The following is a 23,535-nucleotide window of genomic DNA, read 5'->3' on the forward strand; positions in this document are numbered from 1 at the left end:
TTCAGTGGCCGCCGGCCATGGCCTCGGTCGCCCGCTTGGGATCGGCTTCCGCCTTTTTGAGAATTTCAGCGGTCCTGGCCTCTGCCAGCCAGTTGATCTTGCCGGTTGCCACATCGTAGATGGCGCCCACCACCTTGGCCTTGCCGCTTTTCACCAGGGCACGGGTCGCCGGGCTGTTCAGGAAGAGGTCTTCGATCCCCTGCCAGACGTTCTCCTCAATGCCGTATGGGATCACCTCCTTGCCATGCGCCTCGGGGTGCTGGGCAATGGCGCGCTGCACCGCCGGGGCGATGTTGTCCACCAGGGGCGGGATGTTCCGCTCCAGGGCGTGACCGTGGCCCTGGAGCGCATCGGTGACCGCGGTGACCGCGCCGCACTGGGTATGGCCGAGCACCACCAGCACCGGGGTGTTGACGTGGGCCAGGCCGTATTCGATGGAGCCTGCTTCGTCAACATCCACCACGTTGCCGGCCACCCGGACCACGAAGAGGTCCATGACGCCCGCGTCAAAAACACGCTCCACCGGCACTCGGGAATCTGAGCAGGTGATGACGGTGGCGTAGGCATGATCGCCCTGATTTTCCTTGCCCGCCTGGATCAGCCGGGCGCTGTCGCTGTGGGGATGGGCCGATTTGCCGGCGACAAAGCGGGCATTGCCCTCTTTCAGCATGGTGATTGCGGCGTCCGGGCTCGGTTTGGCTGCCTTGCTGCCACTGGCAAGGGACGGGGCGGCGGTGAGCAGCAGCAGGCAGCCTGCCGCGGCGGCGGAACGGATCAGTTTTTTCATTTCGTTTCTCCTTTTGGGCATTGAAAAATGGTAGTGCCGTCGCAGGGACGGGCAACGGGAAAGAACCATCTGTTCTACTGACACCATCGGGCAGTCATGTCAAGGGGTAAATTGAAGAAAAACAACATGATAGGTATCTTTGCCCAGACAAGAAAAGCGCCCTGGAATATCTCCGGAGGGCGCTTTTTGAGGGTGGGGGAGAGAAAAATTACGCGGTCATCAGCCGGTCGATGTCGTCGCCGCTGATGGTTTCCTTCTCCAGCAGGGCATCGGCCATGGCCTGCATGGCCGCCCGGTTTTCGGAAAGCAGTGTCGTCGCCGTTTCCCTTGCCTCCTGGACCAGAGCGACCACGGCCTTGTCGATTCTGACCGCGGTCTCGCCACTGTATGCCTGCTTGCCGCGGCCGTGTTCATCCGGGCCGGCCACGTTGATGAGCCCGATCTCCTCGCTCATGCCCCATTCGCAGACCATCTTCCTGGCGATGGCCGAGGCCCGTTCGATGTCGTTGGCCGCGCCGGTGGTGACGTCGCCGAAGATCAGCTCTTCCGCCACCCGGCCGCCCAGGAGGATGCAGAGGTTGTTCATGAGAAACGATCTGGACTGGGAATGCTTCTCGTCGGTGGGCAGTTGCATGGTCAGACCCAGGGCCCGGCCGCGCGGGATGATGGTCACCTTGTGCACCGGATCGGTGCCGGGGAGGAGGCGGGCGACCAGGGCGTGGCCCGCCTCGTGGTAGGCGGTGATCGCCTTGTCTTTTGCGGTCAGGATCATGCTGGTGCGTTCGGCGCCCATCATCACCTTGTCCTTGGCCCGTTCCATGAGGTCCATGGTGATCTTGCCCACCTTGAAGCGGGCCGCCATCAGGGCCGCCTCGTTGACCATGTTGGCCAGCTCGGCGCCGGAAAAGCCCGGGGTACCCTTGGCGATGATGGCGAGATCCACATCGGTGTCGAGCTGCACCTTGGCGGCGTGCACCTTGAGAATCTTCTCCCGGCCGCGCACGTCGGGAATGGGAACGATGACCTGACGGTCGAAGCGGCCCGGCCGTTTCAGGGCAGGGTCAAGGATGTCGGGCCTGTTGGTGGCCGCGACGATGATGATGCCGGCGTTGGCCTCGAAGCCGTCCATCTCGACCAGGAGCTGGTTCAAGGTCTGCTCCCTTTCGTCGTTGCCGCCGCCCACGCCCACGCCGCGCTGCCTGCCCACCGCGTCGATCTCGTCGATGAAGATGATGCAGGGCGCCTTTTTCTTTGCCTCCTTGAAGAGATCACGGACCCGGCTGGCGCCCACGCCCACGTACATCTCGACAAAGTCCGAGCCGCTGATGGAGAAGAACGGCACCTTGGCCTCGCCGGCAATGGCCTTGGCGAGCAGGGTCTTGCCGGTGCCCGGTTCGCCCGAGAGCAGCACCCCCTTGGGAATGCGGGCGCCCACCCGGGTAAACATCGCCGGGTCGCGGAGAAAATCGACGATTTCTCCCAGTTCGTCGCTGGCCTCTTCAATGCCGGCCACGTCGGCAAAGGTGATCTTGGATTCCTCCCCTTCAATGAGGCGGGCCCGGCTCTTGCCGAAGGTCATCAAGCCCTTGCCGCCGCCGGCCTGGGACTGGCGCATGAAATAGATCCAGACCCCCATGAGCAGCAGCATGGGCAGCCAGGAGATGAGGATCTCCATATACCAGGGCGCCTTTTTTTCCTGTTCCACCTTCACCTTGACCCCATGCGCGAGGAAAGGCTGTACCGTCTCGAGGTTTTCCGGCATCACGGTTTTGAAGCGGTTGCCGGCCAGATCCTGGGCCGTTGCCTCATTGCCGTTGATGGTGACCTGGCTGACCTTGCCCGATTTAATGCTGTCCAGAAAATCGTTGTAGTTGATCTGGTTGATCGCCTCGGTGGGAGGATTGAAAACATTGATCAGCGCAAAGCCGATGAGGCAGATAACCAGCCAGATGGACAGGTTTTTATAAAATTGGTTCAAGGCATACCTCCAGGTTATTTTTCTAAACGTTGTACACGAAACAGGGGCAAAGCCGCAAGCAATCAGGCGGAAATCGACCGGTTCCGGCCGGGGTCGGCGATATCGATCTTCTTGGGCACCAGGGCGCTGGACATGAAAGCCGTGCAGAGCTTGCGTTTTTCAAAGGGGCAGTCGGCGATATTCCAGCAGGGCGTATACTGGAGCAGCTTGTGGATGGCCGCCACGCTGATGCCGTGCTCGTGGATCATGTTGCGCAGGCAGGTGATCCATTTCAGGTTGTCCATGCTGTAGTAGCGCCACTTGCCGTGGCGCAGGGGTTTGATCAGGCCGTCCCGCTCGTACATGCGCAGGGTGCGGGGGGTGACATTCAGCATCTCCGCGGCGGCGCTGATGGTGAAGACCGCCTGGTTGTCGGCCAGCAACGGCTTCTGGCCGATGGGGAGCGGGAGGTTCTGGCTGGGGGCTGCTGTCTCGGTAATCATGGCGCGCTCTCTTTTTTTTATGAATGGCTATTTGGCCGCGGACATGGGCAGGGGGCTCTGGCAGTCCAGGGAAAAAAGGGCGACCAGAGCGGGCAGGGCCGAAAACGGACCCAAGGCAACGGACATGACAAAGGAGCTGACAAACCAAAAGGTTTCGGCTAGCGTAGCAGGGGTGATGCGAGCCAGGGCTGAAGCTGTTCTTGTCGCGTTTTGTGCTGTGGCCTTTTCTTTCATCTCGGACCTCCTTTGTTGAGGTGCTTGGCAGCGCAGAATCCTTTTCTGTGGCCTTTGCTTGTATGGAGGAGCAAGGGGCGTGCCAGAACGGCCGGCCGGCATGGGGCGGATGGTTTATTTGCAAAGAAAACAAGCAGATAAAAGTATAATAAAATTATTTCCAAGGGCATCTCTCTTGTCGAGAGGTAGAAAACCATACCCATTCGGGCTAATAGTGCTGCATTTTGGGGGTGGGGTAGGGAGTATTTTGCGCCATTTTAATCGGTGGGCATGATGGGATGGGAAGAGGCAGGATGAAAAACAAGAGCGCGAAACCCGGCGGCAAGGGACCGCAAAGGCAATGCAGGCAGTGCGGCACCTGCTGCCGCAAGGGAGGCCCGGCCCTGCGGCGGGAGGATCTGGAGCTGCTGCGCAGAGGTATTGTCAGACATGAGCAGCTCGTCACCATCCGCAAGGGAGAGATGGGCTTCAACCCGGCCGGCAACCGTCTTGAACCGGTGCCTGTCGAGCTGCTGAAGATCCGCGGCCAGGGGGGGGATTGGACCTGCCTCTTTCTGGATCAGGCAAACAACAGCTGCGCAATTTACGCCCATCGCCCCCTGACCTGCGCCCTCCTGGAATGCTGGCAGCCGGCAGCGCTTTTCGCCGCCATATATCAGGACACCCTGAGACGCACCGACCTGATCAACCCGGACGATCCGATCCTGGAGCATATTGCCCGCCACGAGCGGCAATGCCCCGGGGAGGAGTGGACCGCACTCCTCGGGCAATACATGGAAAGCGGCGCAGGCGCACTTCTCGCCCGCCTCAACGGGCTGGTCCGGGCCGACCTCGTCCTGCGGCAGGAGATCGCCGCCAGGACAGGGATGACGGTGGATGTGGAGTTCTTCCTCCTGGGGCGGCCCTTTGTGACCCAGTTGGCCGGCTCAGGACTTGTTTGTGTTGAAGAGGGTGGAGAGATTTGTTTGCGGAGAGGGGAGGGGGCCTGATTTTTTAACTCTTTCTTCTTTTGCTTGCCCAAAAGAAGAAACAAGAAAAAGGCTCCCGTTTGTCCTGGCCCTTCGGGCTTCCCTTGCTTCTCGACAAAGGCGGGACGCTGAAAAACTCGGGCTTCGCCCGCAAACACTTTCAGCGCCTTTTTCCGCCCCTGCCCGCGAGGCGCGGCAGGACAAAATGGGCGGAATTCTGGCGGTAAACCAGTTATTGCTGGGCGCTATTTCACCTCCCGCACCATGATTTCCTCGGACCAGTCATTGTGCTCAAACTGCTCGTGGTCCGGCTTGGGCGGCTTTTCTTCGTCAAGGCGCTGCTTGAGCCACTTGAGGATCATCTCGAACTCGGCGGCCACCTCGGCCATGGCGCGGCCCCGGTGGCTCACCTTGTTTTTTTCCTCCATGCTCAGTTCGGCAAAGGTCTTGCCCAATTCGGGATAATAGAAGACCGGATCATAGCCGAAACCGTCCGTGCCGCGCGGCTCCTCAAGAATCTCGCCCTCGCAGCGGCCCTCGTAGGTCAGGGCCGGACCGCCGGGCACGGCGATGGAGATGACGCAGTGGAAGGCGGCCTTGCGATTTTTCACCCCTTGCATCTCCTTGAGCAGCTTGGCGATGTTTTCCGCGTCGCTTGCCTTTTCTCCGGCATAACGGGCCGAGTAAACGCCGGGCGCGCCGGCCAGCGCCTCGACCACCAGGCCGGAATCATCGGCAATGGCGGGCAGCCCCAATACCTTGGCGGTAAAATGCGCCTTTTTGTAGGCATTGTCGTCAAAGGTCTGCCCGTCCTCCACCGCTTCCGGGATCGGACCGAAATCCGCCAGGGAGCGGATCTCCACGGGAAAGTCCTTGACCAGTTCCTGGAACTCCTTGAGCTTGCCCTTATTCTTGGTGGCCAGAACCAATATATTGAACATGATTTTTCTCCTCGCCTGAAAAAGCTGCGGACTGCCGCTTTTGCCGAAAGTCACATTTACCCCCTGCGCGGCCGGAAGTCAAGGCAGGCGAGCGGCGACGATCCTGCCCGAAGGGGACAAAAATGCGCAAACTTGATATAAGTCAATGAGAAGGATCTTTTTTTGCGATAGTTATGAGAAAATCCTCTCCCCCGGGAGGAGAACATTCAGCAGAAGGGAGGAGACGTTCATGACGCAGCCGAGCACAGCCAAACTCAATCCCGCGGAACTTCTCAGCGACGAGGATGTCTTCGCGGCAATGCAGGAGATCCCGGGGTATATCGACATCTCGCCGCCCGATTTCAAGCAGCTCTATCTCCTTGCCTACAGGCATGCGGAAAGCCGCCTGTACCGCAGCACCAAGGCCGACGATATCATGAGCCGGCAGGTGATCACCGCCTCGCCGGCGACTCCCCTGGCCGAGGTGGCCGGTCTCTTGGCCGAAAACCATATCACCGGTCTGCCGGTGGTGCGGTCTGACGGAAGCGTGGCCGGCATTGTCTCGGAGCGGGATTTCTTCCGGAACCTGAGTTCCGGAAAGCAGACCTCCTGCATGGCCCTGATCGCCGAATGCCTTGCCGGCGGAGGCTGCGCCGCCCTGGCTGTCAAGGGGCGGACCGCGGAGGCGATCATGACTTCGCCCGCGGTCACCGTCTCCGGGAGCGCCCTGCTGCCGGAGATAAGCAGGCTGATGCGGGAAAAGGGAATAAACCGGCTGCCGGTCATCGATGACCGGCAGCAGCTGCGCGGCATCATCACCCGCAGCGACCTCATGCTCGCCTTTCCGGAGAGGGAGACGCCATGAAGTATTTCCACAAGATGCTGGGTATCACCACAAGCCCGCCCCGGGTGGGAATGTCCGAGGTCTTCTGGTCGTGGCTCGGCGCTTTTCTCGGTATTGCCGCGGTGGCCTATATCAACTACGATCTGCTGCCGGAATCGGATCTCATCATGCTCATCGGTTCCTTCGGCGCCTCGGCCGTGCTGCTTTACGGCGCGCCCAAAAGCCCCCTGGCGCAACCGCGCAATCTGCTTGGCGGCCATCTGCTCTCGGCGCTGATCGGCGTGGCCTGTTATCAGCTGCTGGCCCCCCATCTATGGCTGGCCGCGGCCCTGGCGGTGGCCACGGCCATCGCGGTGATGCACCTGACCAAGACCCTGCATCCGCCGGGGGGCGCCACCGCCCTTATCGCCGTGATGGGCAGCGGGAAGATATACGCCCTGGGCTATCTCTATGCGATTTTTCCCGCCGGCGCCGGGGCCTGCATCATGCTGCTCATCGCCCTTCTGGTGAACAATATTCCCAAAACGCGGAGGTATCCCGAATTCTGGTGGTAGGGCCGTCCCCGCTTTCCTCTTTCCCTCCTTCCTCCCCCCTGCCGGGCCGGCAACGGCGTTCCGCCGGCCCGGCAGGGAACCCGCGAGAAGCCGCTTTACCTTTCCCTTGCTTTCCTTCATACTTTTTTTGAGTGGTACTTTCTGGTTACGCGTTATTTCCGTCAACCGCGACGAGGGCGATGATGCTGACCCTGGCCAGTTTTTTCGTCAAGGATGTGGTGTTCGGGGAAAAAACCCGGCTTGCCGCGAGGACGCTTGTCATCGAGCCGGAAGGGCTCAAGGAGATGCTCAGGCGGGCAGACTCCCGCATTGCCGCTCTTGCTGTCGCCCTGGCCAGGCCCGGCGAGGCCACGAGGATTCTCTGCGTCAAGGATGTGGTCGAGCCCCGCTGCAAGGTGTCGGGAGAGGTGGCCGGTTCCGGGGAGATCCGTATCCTCAGGAACGTGGCCGTGGTCACCTGCGGCAAGATCGTCGGCTTTCAGGAGGGGATCATCGACATGCGCGGCCCCGGAAGCGCGCATACGCCCTTTGCCCGCACCCTCAACGTGGTCCTGGAGGTGGCGGTTGTCCCGGGTCTTGACCCGCATCAGCACGAAGAGGCGGTTCGCCTGGCCGGCCAGCGCGCCGCGGCCTTTCTTGCCGAAGCGGCCAGGGGCGGCGCGGCGGACAACCTGGAAGAGATCGTCCCTTTGGAGCCGGAAAGGGTCAGGCCGGAATTGCCCCGGGTGGCCTATGTCTATATGCTCTTGAGCCAGGGGCTTCTGCACGACACCTATGTGTTCGGACAAAACGCCAGGGAGGGGCTGCCGAGGCTCTTTGCCCCCCACCTCCTCTTTGACGGGGTGATCACCTCGGGCAACTGCGTGAGCGCCTGTGACAAGAACACCACCTTTCATCACCAGAACAATCCCCTGCTGCGCGAACTCTACTCCCGTCACAACCGGGAGCTCAACTTCGTCGGCGTGGTCCTGACCAACGAGCCGGTGCGCCTTGCCGGCAAGCAGGCCTCGGCAGCGCAGGCGGTGGCCCTGGTCAGGGGGCTTGCCGCCCAGGCGGCGGTGCTCAGCAAGGAGGGTTTCGGCAATCCCGATGCCGACCAGATGATGCTGATCCGGGGCCTGGAGCAGGCCGGGATCAAAACCGCCGGGCTCACCGACGAGTATGCCGGCCCGGACGGGGCCTCCCAGTCCCTGGCCGATTCGACCCCTGAGGCGGACGCCCTGGTCTCGGTGGGGAATGCCAACGAACGGATTCTCCTGCCGCCACTGGCCCGCATCCTCGGTCCCCTCGATGATCTTGCCAGGCTGGCCGGCGCCTATCCGCAGAGCCTCAAGGAGGACGGCTCCCTGGAAATCGAGTTGCAAGGGATCATCGGCGCCACCAATCAATTGGGCATGCAGAAACTTTCCTGCCGGGAGGTGTGAGTTGCCTGAAAGCTACAGGGTCATCCACTGTCTCAATCAGTTTTTCGGCGGCCTGGGCGGCGAGGAGCAGGCCAATCTGACGCCCACCCTGGCGGCCGGCCCGCGCGGCCCAGGGCTGCTCCTGGAGAAGCTCCATCCGGAACTCGCCATCACCGCGACGATCATCTTTGGCGACAACTTTGTCGCCGAATACACCGAGGCCGCCGTGGAGGAGGTTCTTGCCTTGCTTGCCCCTTCCTTTGCCGGCCGGGAAAAGCCCCAGCTGCTTCTGGCCGGGCCGGCCTTCAATGCCGGTCGCTACGGACTTGCCTGCGCGGCCATCTGCAAGGCGGTGGCGGCCCGGTTCAATATTCCCGCCCTTGCCGCCATGTTTCCCGACAATCCGGCCGTGGCACAGTACAGAAAAGAGGTCTATCTCGTCTCCTGCGCGGAAAACGTCATGGGCATGCGGGAGGGGCTGCTGAAGATGGGGGCCCTGGCCAAAAAACTGGTCGTCGGCCAGGCCGTGGATCCTGGCAGCGACGGCTATATTCCCCAGGGGCTGCGGCGGAACTATTTTGCCAAGGAAACCGGAGCGAAACGGGTGGTGGACCTGCTCCTCAGGAAGGTGATGGGCGGGCCGTTCGCAAGCGAATACGCCATGCCGGTTTTTGACCGGGTCGCGCCGGCGCCGGCCGTTGCCGATCTGCGGCGGGCGCGTCTGGCCCTGGTCACCTCCGGCGGCATCGTGCCGCTGGGCAATCCGGATCGGATCGAGGCGGCCAATGCCCGGAGATTCGGAACCTACAGCCTGGAAGGTCTTGCCGCCTTTTCCGCCGCCACCCACCAGAGCGCGCATGGCGGCTATGACCCTTCCTTTGCCAACGAAGATCCCAACCGGGTTCTGCCCCTCGATGCGGTGCGCGAGCTGTTGGCCGCGGGCCGCATCGGTTCCCTGCACCCTTTCTACTACGCCACCGTGGGCAACGCCACTTCGGTGGCCAGTGCCATGGCCTTTGGGCAGGCCATTGCCAGGAATCTCATCGCCGATGGGGTCCAGGCGGTGATCCTCACCTCCACCTGAGGAACCTGTACTCGTTGCGGGGCAACGATGGTCAAGGAGATCGAACGGGCCGGGATCACCGTGGTGCACTGCTGCTCCATCGTGCCCATCTCCCTGACGGTGGGCGCCAACCGGATCGTTCCCACCGTCGCCATTCCGCATCCTTTCGGCGATCCTGAAAAAAGCGGGGCGGAGGAAAAGGTTCTGCGGAAAAGCCTGGTGGAAAGGGCGCTTGCCGCCCTCGCCACGGAGGTGACGGGGCAAACCGTTTTCAAGTGAACCGTCGCCATGGCCACACCTTTCGCGGCCCCCGTCCGTTGACAAGGACCGGGGCAAGGGGCTGCCTCATGTCCGTCCCGCCGGGGGCGTCTCCTTCGCTTCGAAGATTTCCCGGACCAGTTTGGCCAACTCCTGCAGACCCACCGGTTTCATGATAAATTTTCTGATCCCCAGACTGAGCGCATCTTCCTCGGAAATGACGTTGCTGTAACCCGTGCAGAGAATAATGGGCAATTCCGGGCGGAGGCGCAGCATCTGCACGGCCATGTCCGCCCCGGACAGATTCGGCATGGTCTGGTCCGTGATCACCAGATCGAAGCGATGCGGCGTGGCCTGGAACCTTTGCAGGGCGGTGCGGCTGTCCGTGACCGCCTCCACGGCATAACCGAGTTCAGCCCAGAAGACCTTGTGGATATCGACGATGGCGTTTTCGTCGTCCACGAAAAGAATCCGCTCCCGCCCGGGAGGCAGAAGATCGGCCAATTCACTCTCCTCGTTGGCTTCGGAGGCAGGCGCGTCGACAACCGGCAGGTAGATGCGGAACACGGAACCTTTGCCCGGGCTGGAGGAAACCCTGATCGTGCCGCCAAGGCCATGGACGATGCCGTGCACCACCGACAACCCCATGCCCGAGCCTTTGCCCACTTCCTTGGTGGTGAAATAGGGGTCAAAGATATGTTCCATGGTTTCCTCGTCCATGCCATGGCCGGTGTCGCTCACGCACAGTTCGATAAAATCGCCGGAGATGGTGATGTCTTCGGTGTCAAGGCGCCTGTTGCTGAATTTCCGGCGGGCAAGAATCACCCCGAGCTGGCCGCTTTCCTTTTCCATGGCATGCACCGCATTGGTGCAGAGGTTCATGATGATCTGCTGGATCTGGGTGGGGTCCGCCAGGGTGATGCCGCATTCCATGTCGAGATCCGAGACGATCTCGATGGAGGAGGGAATGGAGGAGCGGAGGAGCTGCAGAGCTTCGTGGGCAAGGGGATAAAGCGACAGGGGCCGCAGCTTGCTTTCGCTTTTCCGGCTGAAGGCGAGGATCTGGTTGACCAGCTCCTTGGCCCGGTGGGTGGCCTTGGAGATCTGCTCCAGATATTCGCTGAGTTTGGTCTGGCCCTGGGAGAAACGCCTGCCCAGTTCGGCATAGCCGAGGATCACGGTGAGAATGTTGTTGAAATCATGGGCGATGCCGCCCGCCAGAGTGCCGATGGCCTCCATTTTATGCGCCTGGCGCAGGTCGATCTCCAGTTTCTCCTTTTCCTCTTCCGCGCGAATGCGTTCCGAGATATCCCTGCCGATGGAAACAACGAATTTTTCCTTGTCCTTGCCATCCTCAAAAAGGGTGGCATGGTATTCAAAGGGGATGGTCTCGCCTTTCTTGGTGAGAAGCTGCAACTGGTAGGTGGCGCTTTTGTTCAGATAGAGATCCACCAGGGCCTCTTCCGCTTTCTGGAGATCCTCGTCGCGATAATAGCTGTGCGGGGCCAGAAGTTGAGCGATTTCCGCATCGCTGTAGCCGCAGGCCTCGCGAAAAGCCTTGTTCCAGCGCACGGCCCGGCCCGAGGAGCTGTTGAAAACGAAAAAGCTGTCGGGCTGGGCGTTTAGGGCGAAGTCGGTAAATTCCTTTTCCGCGGAGAGGGCCGCTTCGGCCTTTTTCAAGGCGGTGACATCGTTGCCGATGCTCAGGATCTCGGCAAGTCCCCCGTCCGGGCCAAGAATCGCCTCGTTGGTCCAGGAAATCCAGACCCGTTCCCCGGACCGTTTGCAGTTCTGATTGATGTTGTTCTTGTACTTGCCCGGGTAGTGCAGGATGTCCTCGATCATCACGCTCAGGTCCCGGCCGGACGTTTCCGTTTCCGGAACAATGGAACCCATCACGTTTCTGCCGATGATCTCCTGTTCGCTGAACCCGAAAAAATCCAGGCCGTAGGGGTTGAGATAGAGGATGTCGCCGTTGGGGTCCCAGCGGAGAATGATGCTGTTGGCGCTCTCGACCAGCTGTCTGTAATCCCGCCTGCTTTTTTTGAGGGCGTCGAGGGCTCTTTTTCTTTTGTCGGTCTCCCGCGTCGCGGCCCAGGCCTTGAGGATCAGGCCGGCATAAGTCAGGGCGCCGAGGAGCAGGGCCCCGAACAGAAAGAGCCATTTGCTTCTGAATCGCTCCATGGTTTTCAGCACTTCCTGCTCCGCCGTGGAAACCGCGATGGCCCAGATGGTATTGCCCAGGCGGGCAGGGGCATAGGCGGCATGGTGCAATACTTGCTTTTGCGAGCCGGCGGACCATGCGGGGGCGGGCAGCAGAAAGGAGCCGACCCCTTCCTTTGCCAGCATCATCTCCCGGGAGACAGAGAGCAGCGAGGGCGAGTTCCTGTGGGTTTCGAAGATGCTTTTGCCGACATCGCCCGGCTTCATGGCATACAGCTCCCTGCCCCCCTCGCTGATCATCCAGGCCTGGCCTGTCGAGCCGATGCGGATGGGGGCCAGATACTCCCTGGCGATTTTGTCGAAGGGGATCAGGAGGGCCAGGCTGCCGGCAAAGACGCCGTCGCGCAGGACCGGGACATGCAGGGCGATGCAGAGCGGACCCTGCACCGCGGCAAAAACGTCGCTCACCACCGGTTGTTTGTTCTTGAGAAGCTCGGCCACGTGGGGCTGCCCGGCAATGCTGGCGCCAACCGCCCCTTCCGCGACCGGGAAGGTGTAACGGATGATCCCCTGCGCATCCATGCGGGTTATGCCGAAAAGAGCGTCCTTGTTTTTCCGGAAGAAGAGCTCCATGAGCGTTTTGCCTCTGTCCGTGCAGCGGACAATATCGTCAATCTCGGCGAGGTAGGAGAGTTCGTGGGAAAAACGGCCGAAGAGGTTTTCGATGCCGGTGGCAGCCTGTTTGGCGTACACCATCTGCAGGGAGTTGAATTCGTCCAGGGTCTGTTTCTTCACCGCGGAATAGAGGAGGAAGAGGAGATGGGTTGTCAGGATGATGAGGAGGGGAATGGCGACAAAACGCTTTTTCATGCTCATAGAGGGGGCAAACTCCTTGAAACCTTTCCGGACAGCCGCCGCGCCCCGGATAAGAAGCCGGCCGGGATTCTGCCGGCCAGGATGCGGGGGGGACGCGGATCGCCTTTCAGAATATAGAATAGTTCGGAGAATTACAAAGGAATAGTATGCGGGGGCTGCTCGCCCCTGGCTTCCCCCAGGGCGGCCAGAATCTCCGCCACGGCTTCTTCGGTGAGTTCCAGTTCGTGGAGGGCCATCTCGGTCTGCCAGACTTCGGGCGGAATCTCGTCCTTCAGCTCAAGAAGGTGGTAGCTCTTCAGGCCCAGGGCCACCCCGGCCAGGGGTCCGGCATAGCTCGGGTCGCCATCCCTGAAGGTTTTGGCCATGATCCGCAGGGCAAAAGGCTGGTTGAGCCCGAAAACCACCAGCAGATTTTCCACCCCGTAGCGGGCGGCCAGGTTCTTCACCGCTTCCTGTTCCGTAAGACTTACGGCGCCGGCGGAGGTTCAGACAAAGCAGGCCGTGGCCTCGTAAACGATGTCCGCCCCGGCCGCGCGCAGGCAGGTGCTCACCGTTTTTCCGGCAATATCGTCGCGTTCGCCGAAAACAATCACTTTTTTCCCCTTGAGCATGGCTTCCCTCCCTGGCGCGTGTTGTTTTGCCACGGCCGGCTCGAAATTTTCCCTTTATTCAGCCGCGGCCGCCGGGGTTTCTTTCCAGCAGAAAGGAGACCCCGTCCAGCATGCTGGTGCAGCGGTTTAAAAAGATGCTGGCCCGGGCCAGAAACATGACCCGGGTCATTTCGCCCTTGAGCATGGCCTCCCGGGCATGGCCAAGATAGGGAACCGCCGAGGGGATGTGGCCCTGGGTCGGGGCAAAGCCCGGCATGCCGACCCGGGTGAGCCAGGCTGTCATCTCCTTTTTGTTGAGCTGGCCGTCCATTACGGCCATGGCGGCGATTTTGCGGTAGTTTTTCGCCGCCACGTCTCCGGAGCCGGCAAATTCCATGATTTCCGGATTCTGCAGCTCCGGCGCGAAGCGGTCGATGTCGGTAAGGCCCAGGCCCAGGGCGGCGAGAGGCTCAAGGAGATAGTGGCGGAAGACCGCCTCGTCGCTGCTGCCTGCCCCGACCGGCACCTTGCCCACCGCCCCGGGGGCCATGCGGATGACGGGATTTACGCCGTCGTCGGCCGTGACCAGGAAGGCCATGCTGGCCAGGCAATCGTCAAGAATCGGCATGCCATGCGCCAGAAAAGCCTGGAATTTCATGCCCAGCTTGGCCAGCGAGCCGCCGCCCACCACGGCGACCCGCGCATGGACGCCGGCCTTGACCAGGGCGGCGGCGACGACCAGGGCGTTGGCCGGAGCCGCGCAGAAGTTCTTGAGGTCGAAGCCCGAGGCGTTGAGGCAGCCGCACATCTCGGCCATCGCCTTGGCCATGCCGCCGCCGCCCCGCTGGTAGCGGTCGCCGCAGGCCTCCTCGCCGCAGCTGATCACGCAATCGATCCCGCTCGGGGCAAGATCCTCCCGTTGCAGGAGCCACCTGAGGGCCAGGGCGCCTGATGCCTTGCCGCAGAGCGCCTCAAGCAGGATATGGGGGGCGAGGTTGTCATCATCCATGCCCTCCGCCCGTTCGTCACCATGGAAAAAGCCGATGGTGCGGCCGGAGAGCGTCAGGGGCAGGGCCGGGGCATGCTGGGTTCCTTGCTGCTGGTCCGCCTGCTCTTTGTTGGCGGCAGGTTCCGGTTGGCCGCCAAAAAGAGGGTGGCCGGCAAGGCTTTTTTCCAGTGTCGCCTCCTCCCTGCCCGCCAGGGCAAAGAGCGGCGGCTTGAGGATGTCGGCCCGCCTGAGCAGGGCGTAAAAAAGCGTTTGGTCGACAATTTCGCCAAAAGGGCCGCGCCGCTGTTGTTCCGTCTCCTGTTTGCCGCAGGTTTTTGTAAACCAGGGCCGGGGCAGATTGGCCAGCGCTTCGGGCCTGAGGTTGCCGAGAAAGGTCTGGTTGGGCGGATAGCAGACCGCCTGCGCATAGCCGCGCAAGTGCGCGCGGATGGCGTTTTCCAGCCCTGGGTCGCGGCTGATCTCGCGCCGTGGCTTTGAACCGTGGCAGACCAGCTCCGGCACATGGGCCAGGCAGTAGGCCACGTTTTTGAGAACCTGGAAATGGTTCATCTGGTAATTCTCTCCGTCCGCGCTGGGCTTGGCTCGTGGAACCGGAAGCTGTTTCTCCAGGCTGTCTTGGCGGCGAGGATGTTGTCGGCGAATTGTTCCGGCAGGCGCATGCGCTGGAGGCTGCCGCCTTCGGGAAGACGGAAATGGACCTGGCGAAAGTGATTTTTAAGTAGGCGCTTGAAGGTGGGGGGCATCAGGGGATGAAGCTCCGCTCTGCTTGCGCGGCGGCCTGCCGATTCCCGTGGGTGCTCCTCCTTTTTCCGGCCTTGGGCGCAGGCGAGAAAGGCGACGAGAATCACCTGGGCGATGGCGAAGGAGAAGAGATAGTACGGCTTCTGGCTCCATTTCATGCAGCAAAGCCTCATGGCGGAGTGCGTTTTTGCGGCGGGACTTCTTTCAGCTTAGCCGGCGGCGCGGAAAAAGAAAAGCGGCTGCCCCTAAAAAAGGCGGTTAAAACCAAAGATTGCAGATCGCCACCGAAGCGATGATGCCGGCGGCATCGGCCAAGAGGGCGGCGGGCAGGGCATGGCGGGTGCGGCGGATGCCCACCGCCCCGAAGTAAACGGCCAGCACGTAGAAGGTGGTTTCCGTGGAGCCCTGCATCACCGAAACCAGGGCGGCGAGGAAGCTGTCCGGCGCCTGCTGGACGATCTCGCTCATGAGCCCGAAGGCGCCGCTGCCGGAAAGGGGGCGCAAGAAAGCCATGGTCAGGGCCTCGGCAGGCATGCCCACCGCCTCGGTGAGCGGCGTGAGGAGGGAGATGAGGATCTCCATGGCGCCGCTGGCCCGGAACATGCCGATGGCGACAAAGATCGCCACCATGAAGGGGATGATCCGCACCGCGGTGGAAAACCCCTCCTTGGCGCCGTCGGTGAGGGTTTCGTAGATCTTAACCCCGCGCAGATAGCCGAAGATCAGAAGGCCGGAGAGCAGCACCGGGATCAGCCAGTTGGAGATGGTGTTGAGGCTGTCGGCGGAAAAGGTCAGGGGCGCCGGGCTCACGCTGAAGCGATGGATCGCCCCGCCGACAAAGGCCAGGATCAGCAACCAGATGAAGAGCCTGCCCGCCCGGCCGGGTGGGCTGAGCTCCTGCGCCTCCGCGGTTGGCGCGGCGAGGGTTTCGGTCTTTTCGTACTCGCCGGGGGCCGGGGCGGGCTCCCGGGCGGCAAGGAATTTCGCCGCCGCGATGGCCACCAGGGTGGAGCAGCAGGTGGCGAAGAGGGAGGGGATGAAGATGGCGGCCGGGCTTGCCGCGCCGGCGGCGGCCCGCACCGTGATCACCCCCAGGGGCAGCAGAGTGACGCTTGAGGTGTTGATGGCGAGAAAAAGACACATGGCATTGGTGGCGGTGCCCTTTTCCGGGGCGAGCCTGTCCAGTTCCTGCATGGCCTTGATCCCCATGGGCGTGGCCGCATTGCCAAGGCCCAAGGCGTTGGCGGCCATGTTCATGATCATGGCGCTCATGGCCGGATGGTCGTGGGGTACATCGGGGAAGAGGCGGACCATGAGCGGTCGCACCGCGCGGGCGATGATCCGCATGAGGCCCCCCGCCTCGGCCACCTTCATGATGCCGAGCCAGATGGCCATGGGGCCGATCAGGCCGATGGCCAGGGTCACGGCGGCCTTTGCCGATTCAAAGGAGGCCTTGGTGACCGCTTCCATCTCGCCGGTATAGGCGGCGGTCACCGTGGCGAGCACCACCATGGTAAGCCAGATGATATTAATGGCGGAAGGTTTTTGCTTCATTTCCAAATCCCTTTCTGGTAACGGGTTGCCGGCGCGAGGAGAACCATGGGCCAGCGGCGGTGTCCGCCCCGCTGCCCCTGCTGTTTTCTCCTGTGCAGACAGGGAAGCATACCCGTAACGAAAAAGCCAGGCTAAATTGCGGCCTGTTTGCGGCCGGGCTTGCAAAGGGGCGACAAAGCCTCTCGGGGTGGGGGATTTTGTCCGTCCGGGGCAATGACCCCGGACGGAAGGCGGCGCCGGTCGGTCGGCCGTTTTTTCCCCTTGGCGGCCTTTTTCAATGTGTTTTCACAAAAATGTCGCAAAAACAGCATGTTGAAAAAAAATTGGCAGCCATTTTTTTTTCTTGACACTTTATTGCAAGGTGATCATATGATGGATCAACTGAAATAGTTGATCCGCATTTCGCTGGTCTCTGTAACAGCCTAAAATTACTGGTTATTTCCATGGCCATTTTTACGCTGTCCCAAAGGTTTTTTCCCATTGCCCCTCATTTTTGCGCTTTCCCGCCACAATCCGTCAGGCCAGCTCGTCCTGACAGGGCGGTTGCCTGTGCTGTCTGACCACGGTTAAGCCGGATCACCACCAAACCTGCTGCGCTTTTATTCAAGGAGAAAAGCAATGTACCAGAAAGTAGTCTGTGTCGAAGAGTCCGAAGAACCTCCAGGTTGTCGCCAAAGCGTATCCGTCTGCGCTTTCCCCGCCCAGGCACCCGCTCTCACCTTCCGGCAACGCCACTTCCCCACCGCATCAGAACAAGACTGGAACGATTGGCGCTGGCAATTGCGCAACCGCATCACCAGCCTCAAAAAACTCGGCAGGATCATCGACCTTTCCGACAGCGAGCGGCAGGCCATGGCCTTCAACGGCGCCACCCTTCCCCTGGCGGTGACCCCCTATTACGCCAGCCTCATCTCCCCTGACAATCCCGGGCAGCCGATCCGCCGCGCCATGGTGCCCACGGTGAGCGAACTGCTCGTTTCCCAGGGAGAGGAACACGACCCCCTGGGCGAGGATGGTCACAGCCCGGTGCCTGGCCTGGTGCACCGTTATCCGGACCGGGTGCTTTTTCTGGCCACCGATTACTGTTCGAGCTACTGCCGTTACTGCACCCGCTCCCGCATGGTGGGCAAGCGCAAGGGCCACAGCCTCGCCCGCTGGCAGAAGGCCATTGCCTATATCGCCGCCAATCCCGCCATCCGCGACGTGTTGCTTTCCGGCGGCGATCCCCTGACCATGCCGGATGAACAGATCGAGTGGCTGCTTGCCCGTCTGCGCCGGATCCCGCACGTGGAGATGATCCGCATCGGCACCAAGGCGCCCATCGTCCTGCCCCAGCGCATCACGCCGGAGCTTACCGCCATGCTCAGAAAATACCATCCCCTCTGGATGAGCATCCATTGCACCCATCCGGACGAGCTGACCCCGGAAGCCGCCCGCGCCTGCACCATGCTGGCCGACGCCGGCATTCCCCTGGGCAGCCAGACGGTGCTCCTCGCCGGCATCAACGATTCCGTGGAAACCATGCGCAAGCTGATGCACGGCCTGGTCAAGATCCGGGTCAAGCCCTACTATCTGTACCAGTGCGATCCCATCATGGGCTCGGCCCATTTCCGCACCTCGGTTTCCAAGGGGCTGGAGATCTACCAGGGCCTGCGCGGCCACACCACCGGCTATGCGGTGCCCAATTATGTCATCGACGCCCCCGGCGGCGGCGGCAAGATCCCGCTGATTCCGGAAACCGTGGTGGGCAGGGACGGCAATGACCTTCTGATCAAGAATTACGAGGGCAATGTCTACCGCTATCCCGATGTGATCGGGGCGGTCTCCCACAACAGCTGAGAGGCGAAAAGGCCGGCTTGTCCTGCCTGGGGCGGGCCGGCTCTTCCTTGCGAAACGATAACTTCCAAAACAGAAATAAGGCTTGAAAATGCGTATCGGGATGACCTATGACCTGCGGTCCGACTACCTCGCCATGGGCTATGGCGAGGAGGAGACCGCTGAATTTGACCGGGAATCGACCATCGACGCCATCGAGAACGCCATCCGCGGCATGGGGCATGAACCCGTCCGCATCGGCAACCTCATGGGCCTGATGCCCAGGCTTTCCGCCGGCGAGCGCTGGGATCTGGTTTTCAACATCAGCGAGGGGCTGTACGGCTTCGGCCGCGAGGCTTTGGTGCCGGCCCTGCTCGATGCGCACCGGATCCCCTATGTTTTTTCCGATCCCCTGGTGCTGGCACTCACCCTGCACAAGGGCATGACCAAGCATGTGATCCGGGATCATGGTATTCCCACCCCGGCTTTTGCCGTGGTGAAAACCGTCGCGGACGCGGAGAAGGTGGCTTTGCCCTACCCGGTTTTTGCCAAGCCGGTGGCGGAAGGAACCGGCAAGGGCGTGACCCCGGCTTCCAAGATCGTGAATCCGGGTCAACTCCGAGCCACCTGCGCCGATCTGCTGGCGACCTTCAGGCAGCCGGTGCTGGTGGAGACTTTTCTGCCCGGCCGCGAGTTCACCGTGGGCATTGTCGGCAACGGCAAGGATGCCCGCTCCATCGGGGTGATGGAGGTGGTGTTGCTCGCGAACTCCGAGCCGGACGTCTACTCCTATCACAATAAGGAGTTCTGCGAAGAGCTGGTGGAATACCGGAAGGTCGGCGATCCGGAGGCGAAAAGAGCGGAGGAGACCGCCCTTGCCTCCTGGCATGCCCTGGGCTGCCAGGACGGCGGCCGGGTGGACCTGCGCTCCGACGCCGGGGGCATCCCGAATTTCATCGAGGTCAACCCCCTGGCCGGCCTGCACCCGGAGCATTCGGACCTTTGCATCATCGCCGGCAAATTCGGGATTTCCTACCAGGAACTGCTCAACGGGATCGTGGCCGCGGCCATCAAAAGAAACGGGCTTGCTCAATAATGCACCACCTCAAGGTCGGCATCATCCATAACCAGCCTGTCCCCGAGGGAGAACCGAACTGGGAATCCTCGGTGGACGTGCTGGTCCAGGTGGAGGCCATCGAGGCATCCCTGGCTGAACTGGCGATTCCCAGCGTACGCATCCCCTTTTCCCGGGATCTGGCCGCTTTTGTCGCCCGGGTGCGCGAGGAAGCCATAGCCGTGGCCGTGAACCTCTGCGAGTCCGTGAATGACGATCCGCTCCTTGTCGGGCACCCGGCCGCAGTGCTTGAGCTGCTGCGCATCCCCTTCACCGGTTCTTCGGCCATGGCCCTGCTGCTCTCCACGGACAAACTCACGGTGAAACGGCTGCTGGCGGCCTCCGGCATCCGCACCCCGCCCTTTTTCCTCTACGAGGGCGGCGAGGTGCTGCGGGCGGGCAGCCTCAATTTTCCGGTGATCATGAAACCCCGCTTCCAGGATGCCAGCATCGGCATCGAACAGGAGTCGGTGCTGCGCAGCAGCAAGGGATTTCTTGCCCGGCTGGAGGAGTTCCATGCCCGCTACGGCGCGATCCTGGTCGAGGAGTACGTGGCGGGTCGGGAGTTCAACGTGGCGCTCTTCGGCTATCCCAAACCCCGGGTCATGCCGCTGGCTGAGATCGACTTTTCCGCCTTTCCTCCCGATCTGCACCGCATCGTCAGCTATAAGGCCAAGTGGGACGAGGAGTCCTTTGAATATCACCATACTCCGCGCTATTTTCCGGATAACCTGCCGGAGCCCCTGCAACGGGCCATGCGCCGCGTGGCCCGGGACAGCTTCGCGCTCTTCGGCCTGCGCGATTACGGCCGGGTGGACCTGCGGCTCGATGCTTTAGGCCGGATCAACATCCTGGAGATCAACGCCAACCCCTGCCTGAGTCCGGACGCAGGCTTTGCCGCCGCCGTGGCGGAAAGCAAGATGAACTATACGGAGATGGTCGGCGAATTCATCCGTTTTGTCGCCATGCGGGTTCCCCTATGATCACCATCCGGCCCATTGCCGATAAAGACCGCGGCCAGTTGCTGACTCTGGTGCGCAAGCAGGATAACTTCAATGCCCAGGAGGTGGAGGTGGCCATGGAGGTCATCGACGACACCTTGAATCCGGAGAAAAACGATTACCGGATCCTGGTGGCGCTGGGCGAGGCGGAACAGGTGATCGGCTTCATCTGCTACGGGGAGATCCCCATGACCGACCGCCGCTTCGACCTCTACTGGGTGGCGGTGGACCCGGCCCTGGGCAGACAGGGGGTGGGGCGCCTCCTCCTTGCCCGCATGGAGGAGGACCTTGCCGCTGCCGGCCCGGTCAGGGTCTATGTGGACACCTCCTCCACCCCGGGTTATGACCGGGCCCGCAGTTTCTATGAGAAAAACGGCTATCGGGTGGCCTGCGTTCTTGTCGATTTTTACCGGGACGGCGACGACAAGGTGATCTATCTCAAGGCGTTCTGAGCCGGGCTTGACACATGGTTGTTGAAATCGCCCAGGACGTGCCTGCGACGGCCATCCCTGCGGGTCCGTAACTGATGGTTCGGACCGGTTGATCTTTTCTTCTCCCTTGCGAGGCCGTCATGTTTCGTATCCGCCGGATCTATGACAATACCCTGACCATCGACCGCGAGGCCATCGCGCAGGTGCAGCGGATCCTGCGCAGCCAGTTTTCAGCGGTGCCGGAAAGCGAGGTGGCAAGCCTCGCCCGCAAGCTCTCCGATCCCCTCAAGTACCGATTCCGCACCATCCTCTTCATTGCCGACGACATGAAACAGCGGGTCAAGGGTTTTGCCCTGCTCAATCATGCCCCGGATCTTTCCTTCTGCTTTCTCGACTTCATCTCCGTGGACCCCAGGGCCGCGGCCGGCGGCATCGGCGGCGCCCTCTACGAGCGGGTCCGGGATGAGGCGCGCACTCTGGGCGTGCCCGGCATCTTGATGGAATGTCTGCCCGACGATCCGAGGATCTGCGCCGATCCGGACGCGGTGAAGCAGAGTCGGGCCCGGCTCCGGTTCTACGAACGCTATGGCGCCCTGCCCATCATCAACACCGCCTACGAAACGCCGCTCAGGCCGGAGTATGACTGCCCCCCCTATCTGGTCTACGACGACCTCGGCACCGGCAGGCCCCTGGCCAGGGACACGGCCCGCGAGATCGTGCGCGCCATCCTCAACCGCAAGTACGGCAAGGATTGCCCGGCCGGCTATATCGAGATGGTGGTGGATTCCTTTCGTGACGATCCGGTGCGGCGGCGCGCTCCCCGTTATATCCGGAAGGAGCCTCTCCGGGTGCCGCAGGTCAAGTTCGTGGATAAGGAGATCGCCCTCATCGTCAACGAAAAGCACGATATCCACCATGTCCATGAACGGGGCTACGTGGAGGCGCCGGTGCGCATCGCCTCGATCCTGAGGGGCATCGAGGGGACCGGCCTCTTCGACCGCAGGCCGGCCCGTCATTTTCCCGAGGGGCACATCAAAAAGGTGCATGAGCCAAAGTTTGTCGAATATCTCAAGCAGGTCTGCACCCGCCTTGAGCCGGGCAAATCGGTCTACCCCTATGTCTTCCCCATTCGTAACGCGGCCCGTCCGCCCAAGGATCTGCCGGTGCGGGCGGGGTATTTCTGCTTCGACACCTTCACTCCCCTGAACCACAACGCCTACCGGGCGGCCAGGGGCGCGGTGGACTGCGCCCTGACCGCGGCGCAGCTCCTGGAGGAGGGCTACCGGCTGAGCTATGCCCTGGTGCGGCCGCCCGGCCATCATGCCGAAAGGAAGGTTTTCGGCGGGTTCTGCTACTTCAACTCGGCGGCCATCGCCGCCAATTATCTGAGCCGTCACGGCAGGGTGGCGGTGCTTGACATCGATTACCACCATGGCAACGGCACCCAGGATATCTTTTATCGGCGCAGCGATGTGCTCACCCTGTCCATCCACGGGCATCCCAGTTTTGCCTATCCTTATTTTTCAGGTTTCAGCGAGGAGGTGGGCGAGGGTGAGGGCCGGGGTTTCAATCGCAACTATCCCCTGCCCGAGGAGCTGGACGGCGCAGGCTACCGGCGGGTGCTTGCCCGGGCGCGCAGGCGGGTCAGCATCTTCAGGCCGCGCTTTCTCGTGGTGGCCCTGGGGCTTGACCCGGCCAAAAAGGATCCCACCGGCACCTGGTCGCTCACGGCCGCCGATTTCGAGGAAAACGGCCGGATGCTCGGCAGCCTGCGCCTGCCCACCCTGGTCGTGCAGGAAGGGGGATACCGGACCCGTTCGCTGGGCGCCAATGCCCGTCATTTTTTTCTGGGTCTCTGGGCAGGCATGCACGGGGAAAATCGAAGCTGAGTCGGCAGAAAAGGAAAGCCCCTTTCCCGGGGAGGGGCAAAGGGGCTTCTTGGAGAGAGAGAAGGAGAAAGAAAGCATTCTCTCCTCATCTGCCGGGACGGCGGCTGAGGAGAGGGTAACGCCTGTCTGAAAATGACCCCCTACTTGAGGGCGTCGTATACCTTGCCCACCAGATCGGCGCCCGGGGTCAGGGTTTTGGCGCCGGCTTCCCAGCGGGCCGGGCAGGCCTCGTTGGGGTGGGCAGCCACATACACGCAGGCCTTGAGCTTGCGGAGCAGTTCCTTGGCATTGCGGCCGACGTTGTAGAAATTCACTTCCGAGGCGGCCAGCCGGCCTTCCGGGCTGATGAGGAAGGTGCCGCGCAGGGCCAGGCCGGTCCCGTGATCATAAACGCCGAACAGCTTGGATACGGTGCCGGTGGGATCCGCCGCCATGGGGTATTTGGCATTCTGCAGGAATTTCTCTTCCCGTTTCCAGGCCAGGTGGGTGTAGACGGTGTCGGTGCTCACCGTGATCACCTCGCCGCCCGCGGCCTTGATATTTTCGTACTCGTCGGCCAGGTCGCCCAGCTCGGTGGAGCAGACAAAGGTGAAATCGGCAGGGTAGAAGACCAGGATGGTCCACCTGCCATCCTTTTTCAGCTTTTCCAGGGAAATTTTGCCAAACCCGTAATCGGTGGGCTCGTAGGTATCCATTTCAAAGTTCGGGACACTCTGGCCAACCTGCAAACACCCGCAACAATTCTCGCCCATGTCGGATCTCCTTTCGTATCTGTTGTATCTGGAAAAAGGAAGTGAAATCAGCGTCTCATTTTTGATAATAATTATCACTTGCTGCTTCTGAAGTCAAACCATTTTTGTC

The 23,535-nt window shown here is 61.7% G+C and carries 21 protein-coding genes; 10 read left to right on the top strand and 11 right to left on the bottom strand.

Going from position 1 to position 23,535, the window contains the following annotated elements; all coding sequences use genetic code 11:
- Position 1: 1 nt before the first annotated feature.
- The 4 genes from ACUUL3_RS15660 to ACUUL3_RS15675 form a co-directional block, all read right to left on the bottom strand.
- Positions 2–787: a carbonic anhydrase gene (locus tag ACUUL3_RS15660; protein WP_448552922.1), complete on the bottom strand. Its 786-nt coding sequence runs from the start codon at positions 785–787 to the stop codon at positions 2–4.
- Between the two features lie 208 nt (positions 788–995).
- Positions 996–2,765, bottom strand: coding sequence for an ATP-dependent zinc metalloprotease FtsH (gene ftsH / locus ACUUL3_RS15665; RefSeq protein WP_448552924.1), 1,770 nt, complete (start codon positions 2,763–2,765; stop codon positions 996–998).
- A 62-nt stretch (positions 2,766–2,827) separates the two neighbouring features.
- Entirely contained in the window at positions 2,828–3,247 is a 420-nt protein-coding gene (locus tag ACUUL3_RS15670) for a MerR family transcriptional regulator (protein ID WP_448552926.1), read from the bottom strand.
- 27 nt (positions 3,248–3,274) lie between these two features.
- Positions 3,275–3,481 (bottom strand): hypothetical protein, encoded by a 207-nt coding sequence (locus ACUUL3_RS15675; protein WP_448552928.1) that lies wholly within the window; start codon positions 3,479–3,481, stop codon positions 3,275–3,277.
- Between the two features lie 293 nt (positions 3,482–3,774).
- Here ACUUL3_RS15675 and ACUUL3_RS15680 point away from each other — a divergent pair, with 293 nt between their 5' ends.
- Positions 3,775–4,470 carry a YkgJ family cysteine cluster protein gene (locus tag ACUUL3_RS15680; RefSeq protein WP_448552930.1) on the top strand — a complete coding sequence of 232 codons (696 nt, stop codon included), beginning with the start codon at positions 3,775–3,777 and terminating at the stop codon, positions 4,468–4,470.
- A gap of 224 nt (positions 4,471–4,694) precedes the next feature.
- Here the strand turns inward: ACUUL3_RS15680 and ACUUL3_RS15685 are convergent, their stop codons facing one another.
- Complete coding sequence (locus ACUUL3_RS15685; protein ID WP_448552932.1) at positions 4,695–5,390, bottom strand: XTP/dITP diphosphatase; 696 nt, start codon at positions 5,388–5,390, stop codon at positions 4,695–4,697.
- A 229-nt stretch (positions 5,391–5,619) separates the two neighbouring features.
- Here ACUUL3_RS15685 and ACUUL3_RS15690 point away from each other — a divergent pair, with 229 nt between their 5' ends.
- The 4 genes from ACUUL3_RS15690 (at position 5,620) to ACUUL3_RS15705 (ending at position 9,512) form a co-directional block, all read left to right on the top strand.
- Complete coding sequence (locus ACUUL3_RS15690) at positions 5,620–6,234, top strand: CBS domain-containing protein (RefSeq protein WP_448552934.1); 615 nt, start codon at positions 5,620–5,622, stop codon at positions 6,232–6,234.
- On the top strand, positions 6,231–6,767 hold the full coding sequence (locus ACUUL3_RS15695) for an HPP family protein (protein WP_448552936.1): 537 nt from the start codon (positions 6,231–6,233) through the stop codon (positions 6,765–6,767). The genes ACUUL3_RS15690 and ACUUL3_RS15695 overlap by 4 nt, the downstream gene beginning before the upstream one ends.
- 179 nt (positions 6,768–6,946) lie before the next feature.
- Entirely contained in the window at positions 6,947–8,191 is a 1,245-nt protein-coding gene (locus ACUUL3_RS15700; RefSeq protein WP_448552938.1) for a glycine/sarcosine/betaine reductase component B subunit, read from the top strand.
- A gap of 1 nt (position 8,192) precedes the next feature.
- The gene (locus ACUUL3_RS15705; RefSeq protein WP_448552940.1) at positions 8,193–9,512 is read left to right on the top strand and encodes a glycine/betaine/sarcosine/D-proline family reductase selenoprotein B; all 1,320 of its coding nucleotides are present in this window, start codon (positions 8,193–8,195) and stop codon (positions 9,510–9,512) included.
- 66 nt (positions 9,513–9,578) lie between these two features.
- Here the strand turns inward: ACUUL3_RS15705 and ACUUL3_RS15710 are convergent, their stop codons facing one another.
- The 5 genes from ACUUL3_RS15710 to ACUUL3_RS15730 all read right to left on the bottom strand — a co-directional run bounded on the left by ACUUL3_RS15710 (position 9,579) and on the right by ACUUL3_RS15730 (position 16,424).
- Positions 9,579–12,530, bottom strand: a complete 2,952-nt coding sequence (locus ACUUL3_RS15710) for a PAS domain S-box protein (RefSeq protein WP_448552942.1) — start codon at positions 12,528–12,530, stop codon at positions 9,579–9,581.
- Positions 12,531–12,661: 131 nt separating this feature from the next.
- A complete protein-coding gene (grdA, locus tag ACUUL3_RS15715; protein WP_448552944.1) occupies positions 12,662–13,141 on the bottom strand; it encodes a glycine/sarcosine/betaine reductase complex selenoprotein A in 480 nt (159 codons plus the stop codon).
- 58 nt (positions 13,142–13,199) lie between these two features.
- The gene (gene grdC / locus ACUUL3_RS15720) at positions 13,200–14,678 is read right to left on the bottom strand and encodes a glycine/sarcosine/betaine reductase complex component C subunit beta (RefSeq protein ID WP_448552946.1); all 1,479 of its coding nucleotides are present in this window, start codon (positions 14,676–14,678) and stop codon (positions 13,200–13,202) included.
- The gene (locus ACUUL3_RS15725; protein WP_448552948.1) at positions 14,675–15,028 is read right to left on the bottom strand and encodes a hypothetical protein; all 354 of its coding nucleotides are present in this window, start codon (positions 15,026–15,028) and stop codon (positions 14,675–14,677) included. Before ACUUL3_RS15725 ends, grdC begins: the two co-directional genes overlap by 4 nt.
- 100 nt (positions 15,029–15,128) lie before the next feature.
- Entirely contained in the window at positions 15,129–16,424 is a 1,296-nt protein-coding gene (locus ACUUL3_RS15730; RefSeq protein ID WP_448552950.1) for a nucleoside recognition domain-containing protein, read from the bottom strand.
- A gap of 618 nt (positions 16,425–17,042) precedes the next feature.
- Between ACUUL3_RS15730 and ACUUL3_RS15735 the strand changes: the two genes are divergently transcribed.
- The 5 genes from ACUUL3_RS15735 (at position 17,043) to ACUUL3_RS15755 (ending at position 22,674) form a co-directional block, all read left to right on the top strand.
- The gene (locus ACUUL3_RS15735) at positions 17,043–18,263 is read left to right on the top strand and encodes a KamA family radical SAM protein (RefSeq protein WP_448552952.1); all 1,221 of its coding nucleotides are present in this window, start codon (positions 17,043–17,045) and stop codon (positions 18,261–18,263) included.
- An 88-nt stretch (positions 18,264–18,351) separates the two neighbouring features.
- A complete protein-coding gene (locus tag ACUUL3_RS15740; protein WP_448552954.1) occupies positions 18,352–19,335 on the top strand; it encodes a D-alanine--D-alanine ligase family protein in 984 nt (327 codons plus the stop codon).
- Positions 19,335–20,336, top strand: a complete 1,002-nt coding sequence (locus tag ACUUL3_RS15745; protein WP_448552955.1) for a D-alanine--D-alanine ligase family protein — start codon at positions 19,335–19,337, stop codon at positions 20,334–20,336. Before ACUUL3_RS15740 ends, ACUUL3_RS15745 begins: the two co-directional genes overlap by 1 nt.
- Positions 20,333–20,806 (top strand): GNAT family N-acetyltransferase, encoded by a 474-nt coding sequence (locus ACUUL3_RS15750; RefSeq protein ID WP_448552957.1) that lies wholly within the window; start codon positions 20,333–20,335, stop codon positions 20,804–20,806. Before ACUUL3_RS15745 ends, ACUUL3_RS15750 begins: the two co-directional genes overlap by 4 nt.
- Positions 20,807–20,925: 119 nt before the next feature.
- Positions 20,926–22,674: a histone deacetylase family protein gene (locus tag ACUUL3_RS15755; RefSeq protein WP_448552959.1), complete on the top strand. Its 1,749-nt coding sequence runs from the start codon at positions 20,926–20,928 to the stop codon at positions 22,672–22,674.
- Positions 22,675–22,814: 140 nt separating this feature from the next.
- Here the strand turns inward: ACUUL3_RS15755 and ACUUL3_RS15760 are convergent, their stop codons facing one another.
- Positions 22,815–23,426, bottom strand: coding sequence for a redoxin domain-containing protein (locus ACUUL3_RS15760; protein ID WP_448552961.1), 612 nt, complete (start codon positions 23,424–23,426; stop codon positions 22,815–22,817).
- Between the last annotated feature and the right edge of the window lie 109 nt (positions 23,427–23,535).

The sequence above is a fragment of the Thiovibrio sp. JS02 genome, from assembly GCF_053485635.1.

Excerpts from the sequence above, each read along its gene's own strand:
- ACUUL3_RS15660 (WP_448552922.1), bottom strand. The coding sequence starts at position 787 with ATGAAAAAACTGATCCGTTCCGCCGCCGCGGCAGGCTGCCTGCTGCTG.
- ACUUL3_RS15670 (WP_448552926.1), bottom strand. The coding sequence starts at position 3,247 with ATGATTACCGAGACAGCAGCCCCCAGCCAGAACCTCCCGCTCCCCATC.
- ACUUL3_RS15675 (WP_448552928.1), bottom strand. The coding sequence starts at position 3,481 with ATGAAAGAAAAGGCCACAGCACAAAACGCGACAAGAACAGCTTCAGCC.
- ACUUL3_RS15680 (WP_448552930.1), top strand. The coding sequence starts at position 3,775 with ATGAAAAACAAGAGCGCGAAACCCGGCGGCAAGGGACCGCAAAGGCAA.
- ACUUL3_RS15685 (WP_448552932.1), bottom strand. The coding sequence starts at position 5,390 with ATGTTCAATATATTGGTTCTGGCCACCAAGAATAAGGGCAAGCTCAAG.
- ACUUL3_RS15690 (WP_448552934.1), top strand. The coding sequence starts at position 5,620 with ATGACGCAGCCGAGCACAGCCAAACTCAATCCCGCGGAACTTCTCAGC.
- ACUUL3_RS15695 (WP_448552936.1), top strand. The coding sequence starts at position 6,231 with ATGAAGTATTTCCACAAGATGCTGGGTATCACCACAAGCCCGCCCCGG.
- ACUUL3_RS15700 (WP_448552938.1), top strand. The coding sequence starts at position 6,947 with ATGATGCTGACCCTGGCCAGTTTTTTCGTCAAGGATGTGGTGTTCGGG.
- ACUUL3_RS15710 (WP_448552942.1), bottom strand. The coding sequence starts at position 12,530 with ATGAGCATGAAAAAGCGTTTTGTCGCCATTCCCCTCCTCATCATCCTG.
- grdC (WP_448552946.1), bottom strand. The coding sequence starts at position 14,678 with ATGAACCATTTCCAGGTTCTCAAAAACGTGGCCTACTGCCTGGCCCAT.
- ACUUL3_RS15725 (WP_448552948.1), bottom strand. The coding sequence starts at position 15,028 with ATGAAATGGAGCCAGAAGCCGTACTATCTCTTCTCCTTCGCCATCGCC.
- ACUUL3_RS15730 (WP_448552950.1), bottom strand. The coding sequence starts at position 16,424 with ATGAAGCAAAAACCTTCCGCCATTAATATCATCTGGCTTACCATGGTG.
- ACUUL3_RS15735 (WP_448552952.1), top strand. The coding sequence starts at position 17,043 with ATGTACCAGAAAGTAGTCTGTGTCGAAGAGTCCGAAGAACCTCCAGGT.
- ACUUL3_RS15740 (WP_448552954.1), top strand. The coding sequence starts at position 18,352 with ATGCGTATCGGGATGACCTATGACCTGCGGTCCGACTACCTCGCCATG.
- ACUUL3_RS15745 (WP_448552955.1), top strand. The coding sequence starts at position 19,335 with ATGCACCACCTCAAGGTCGGCATCATCCATAACCAGCCTGTCCCCGAG.
- ACUUL3_RS15750 (WP_448552957.1), top strand. The coding sequence starts at position 20,333 with ATGATCACCATCCGGCCCATTGCCGATAAAGACCGCGGCCAGTTGCTG.
- ACUUL3_RS15755 (WP_448552959.1), top strand. The coding sequence starts at position 20,926 with ATGTTTCGTATCCGCCGGATCTATGACAATACCCTGACCATCGACCGC.
- ACUUL3_RS15760 (WP_448552961.1), bottom strand. The coding sequence starts at position 23,426 with ATGGGCGAGAATTGTTGCGGGTGTTTGCAGGTTGGCCAGAGTGTCCCG.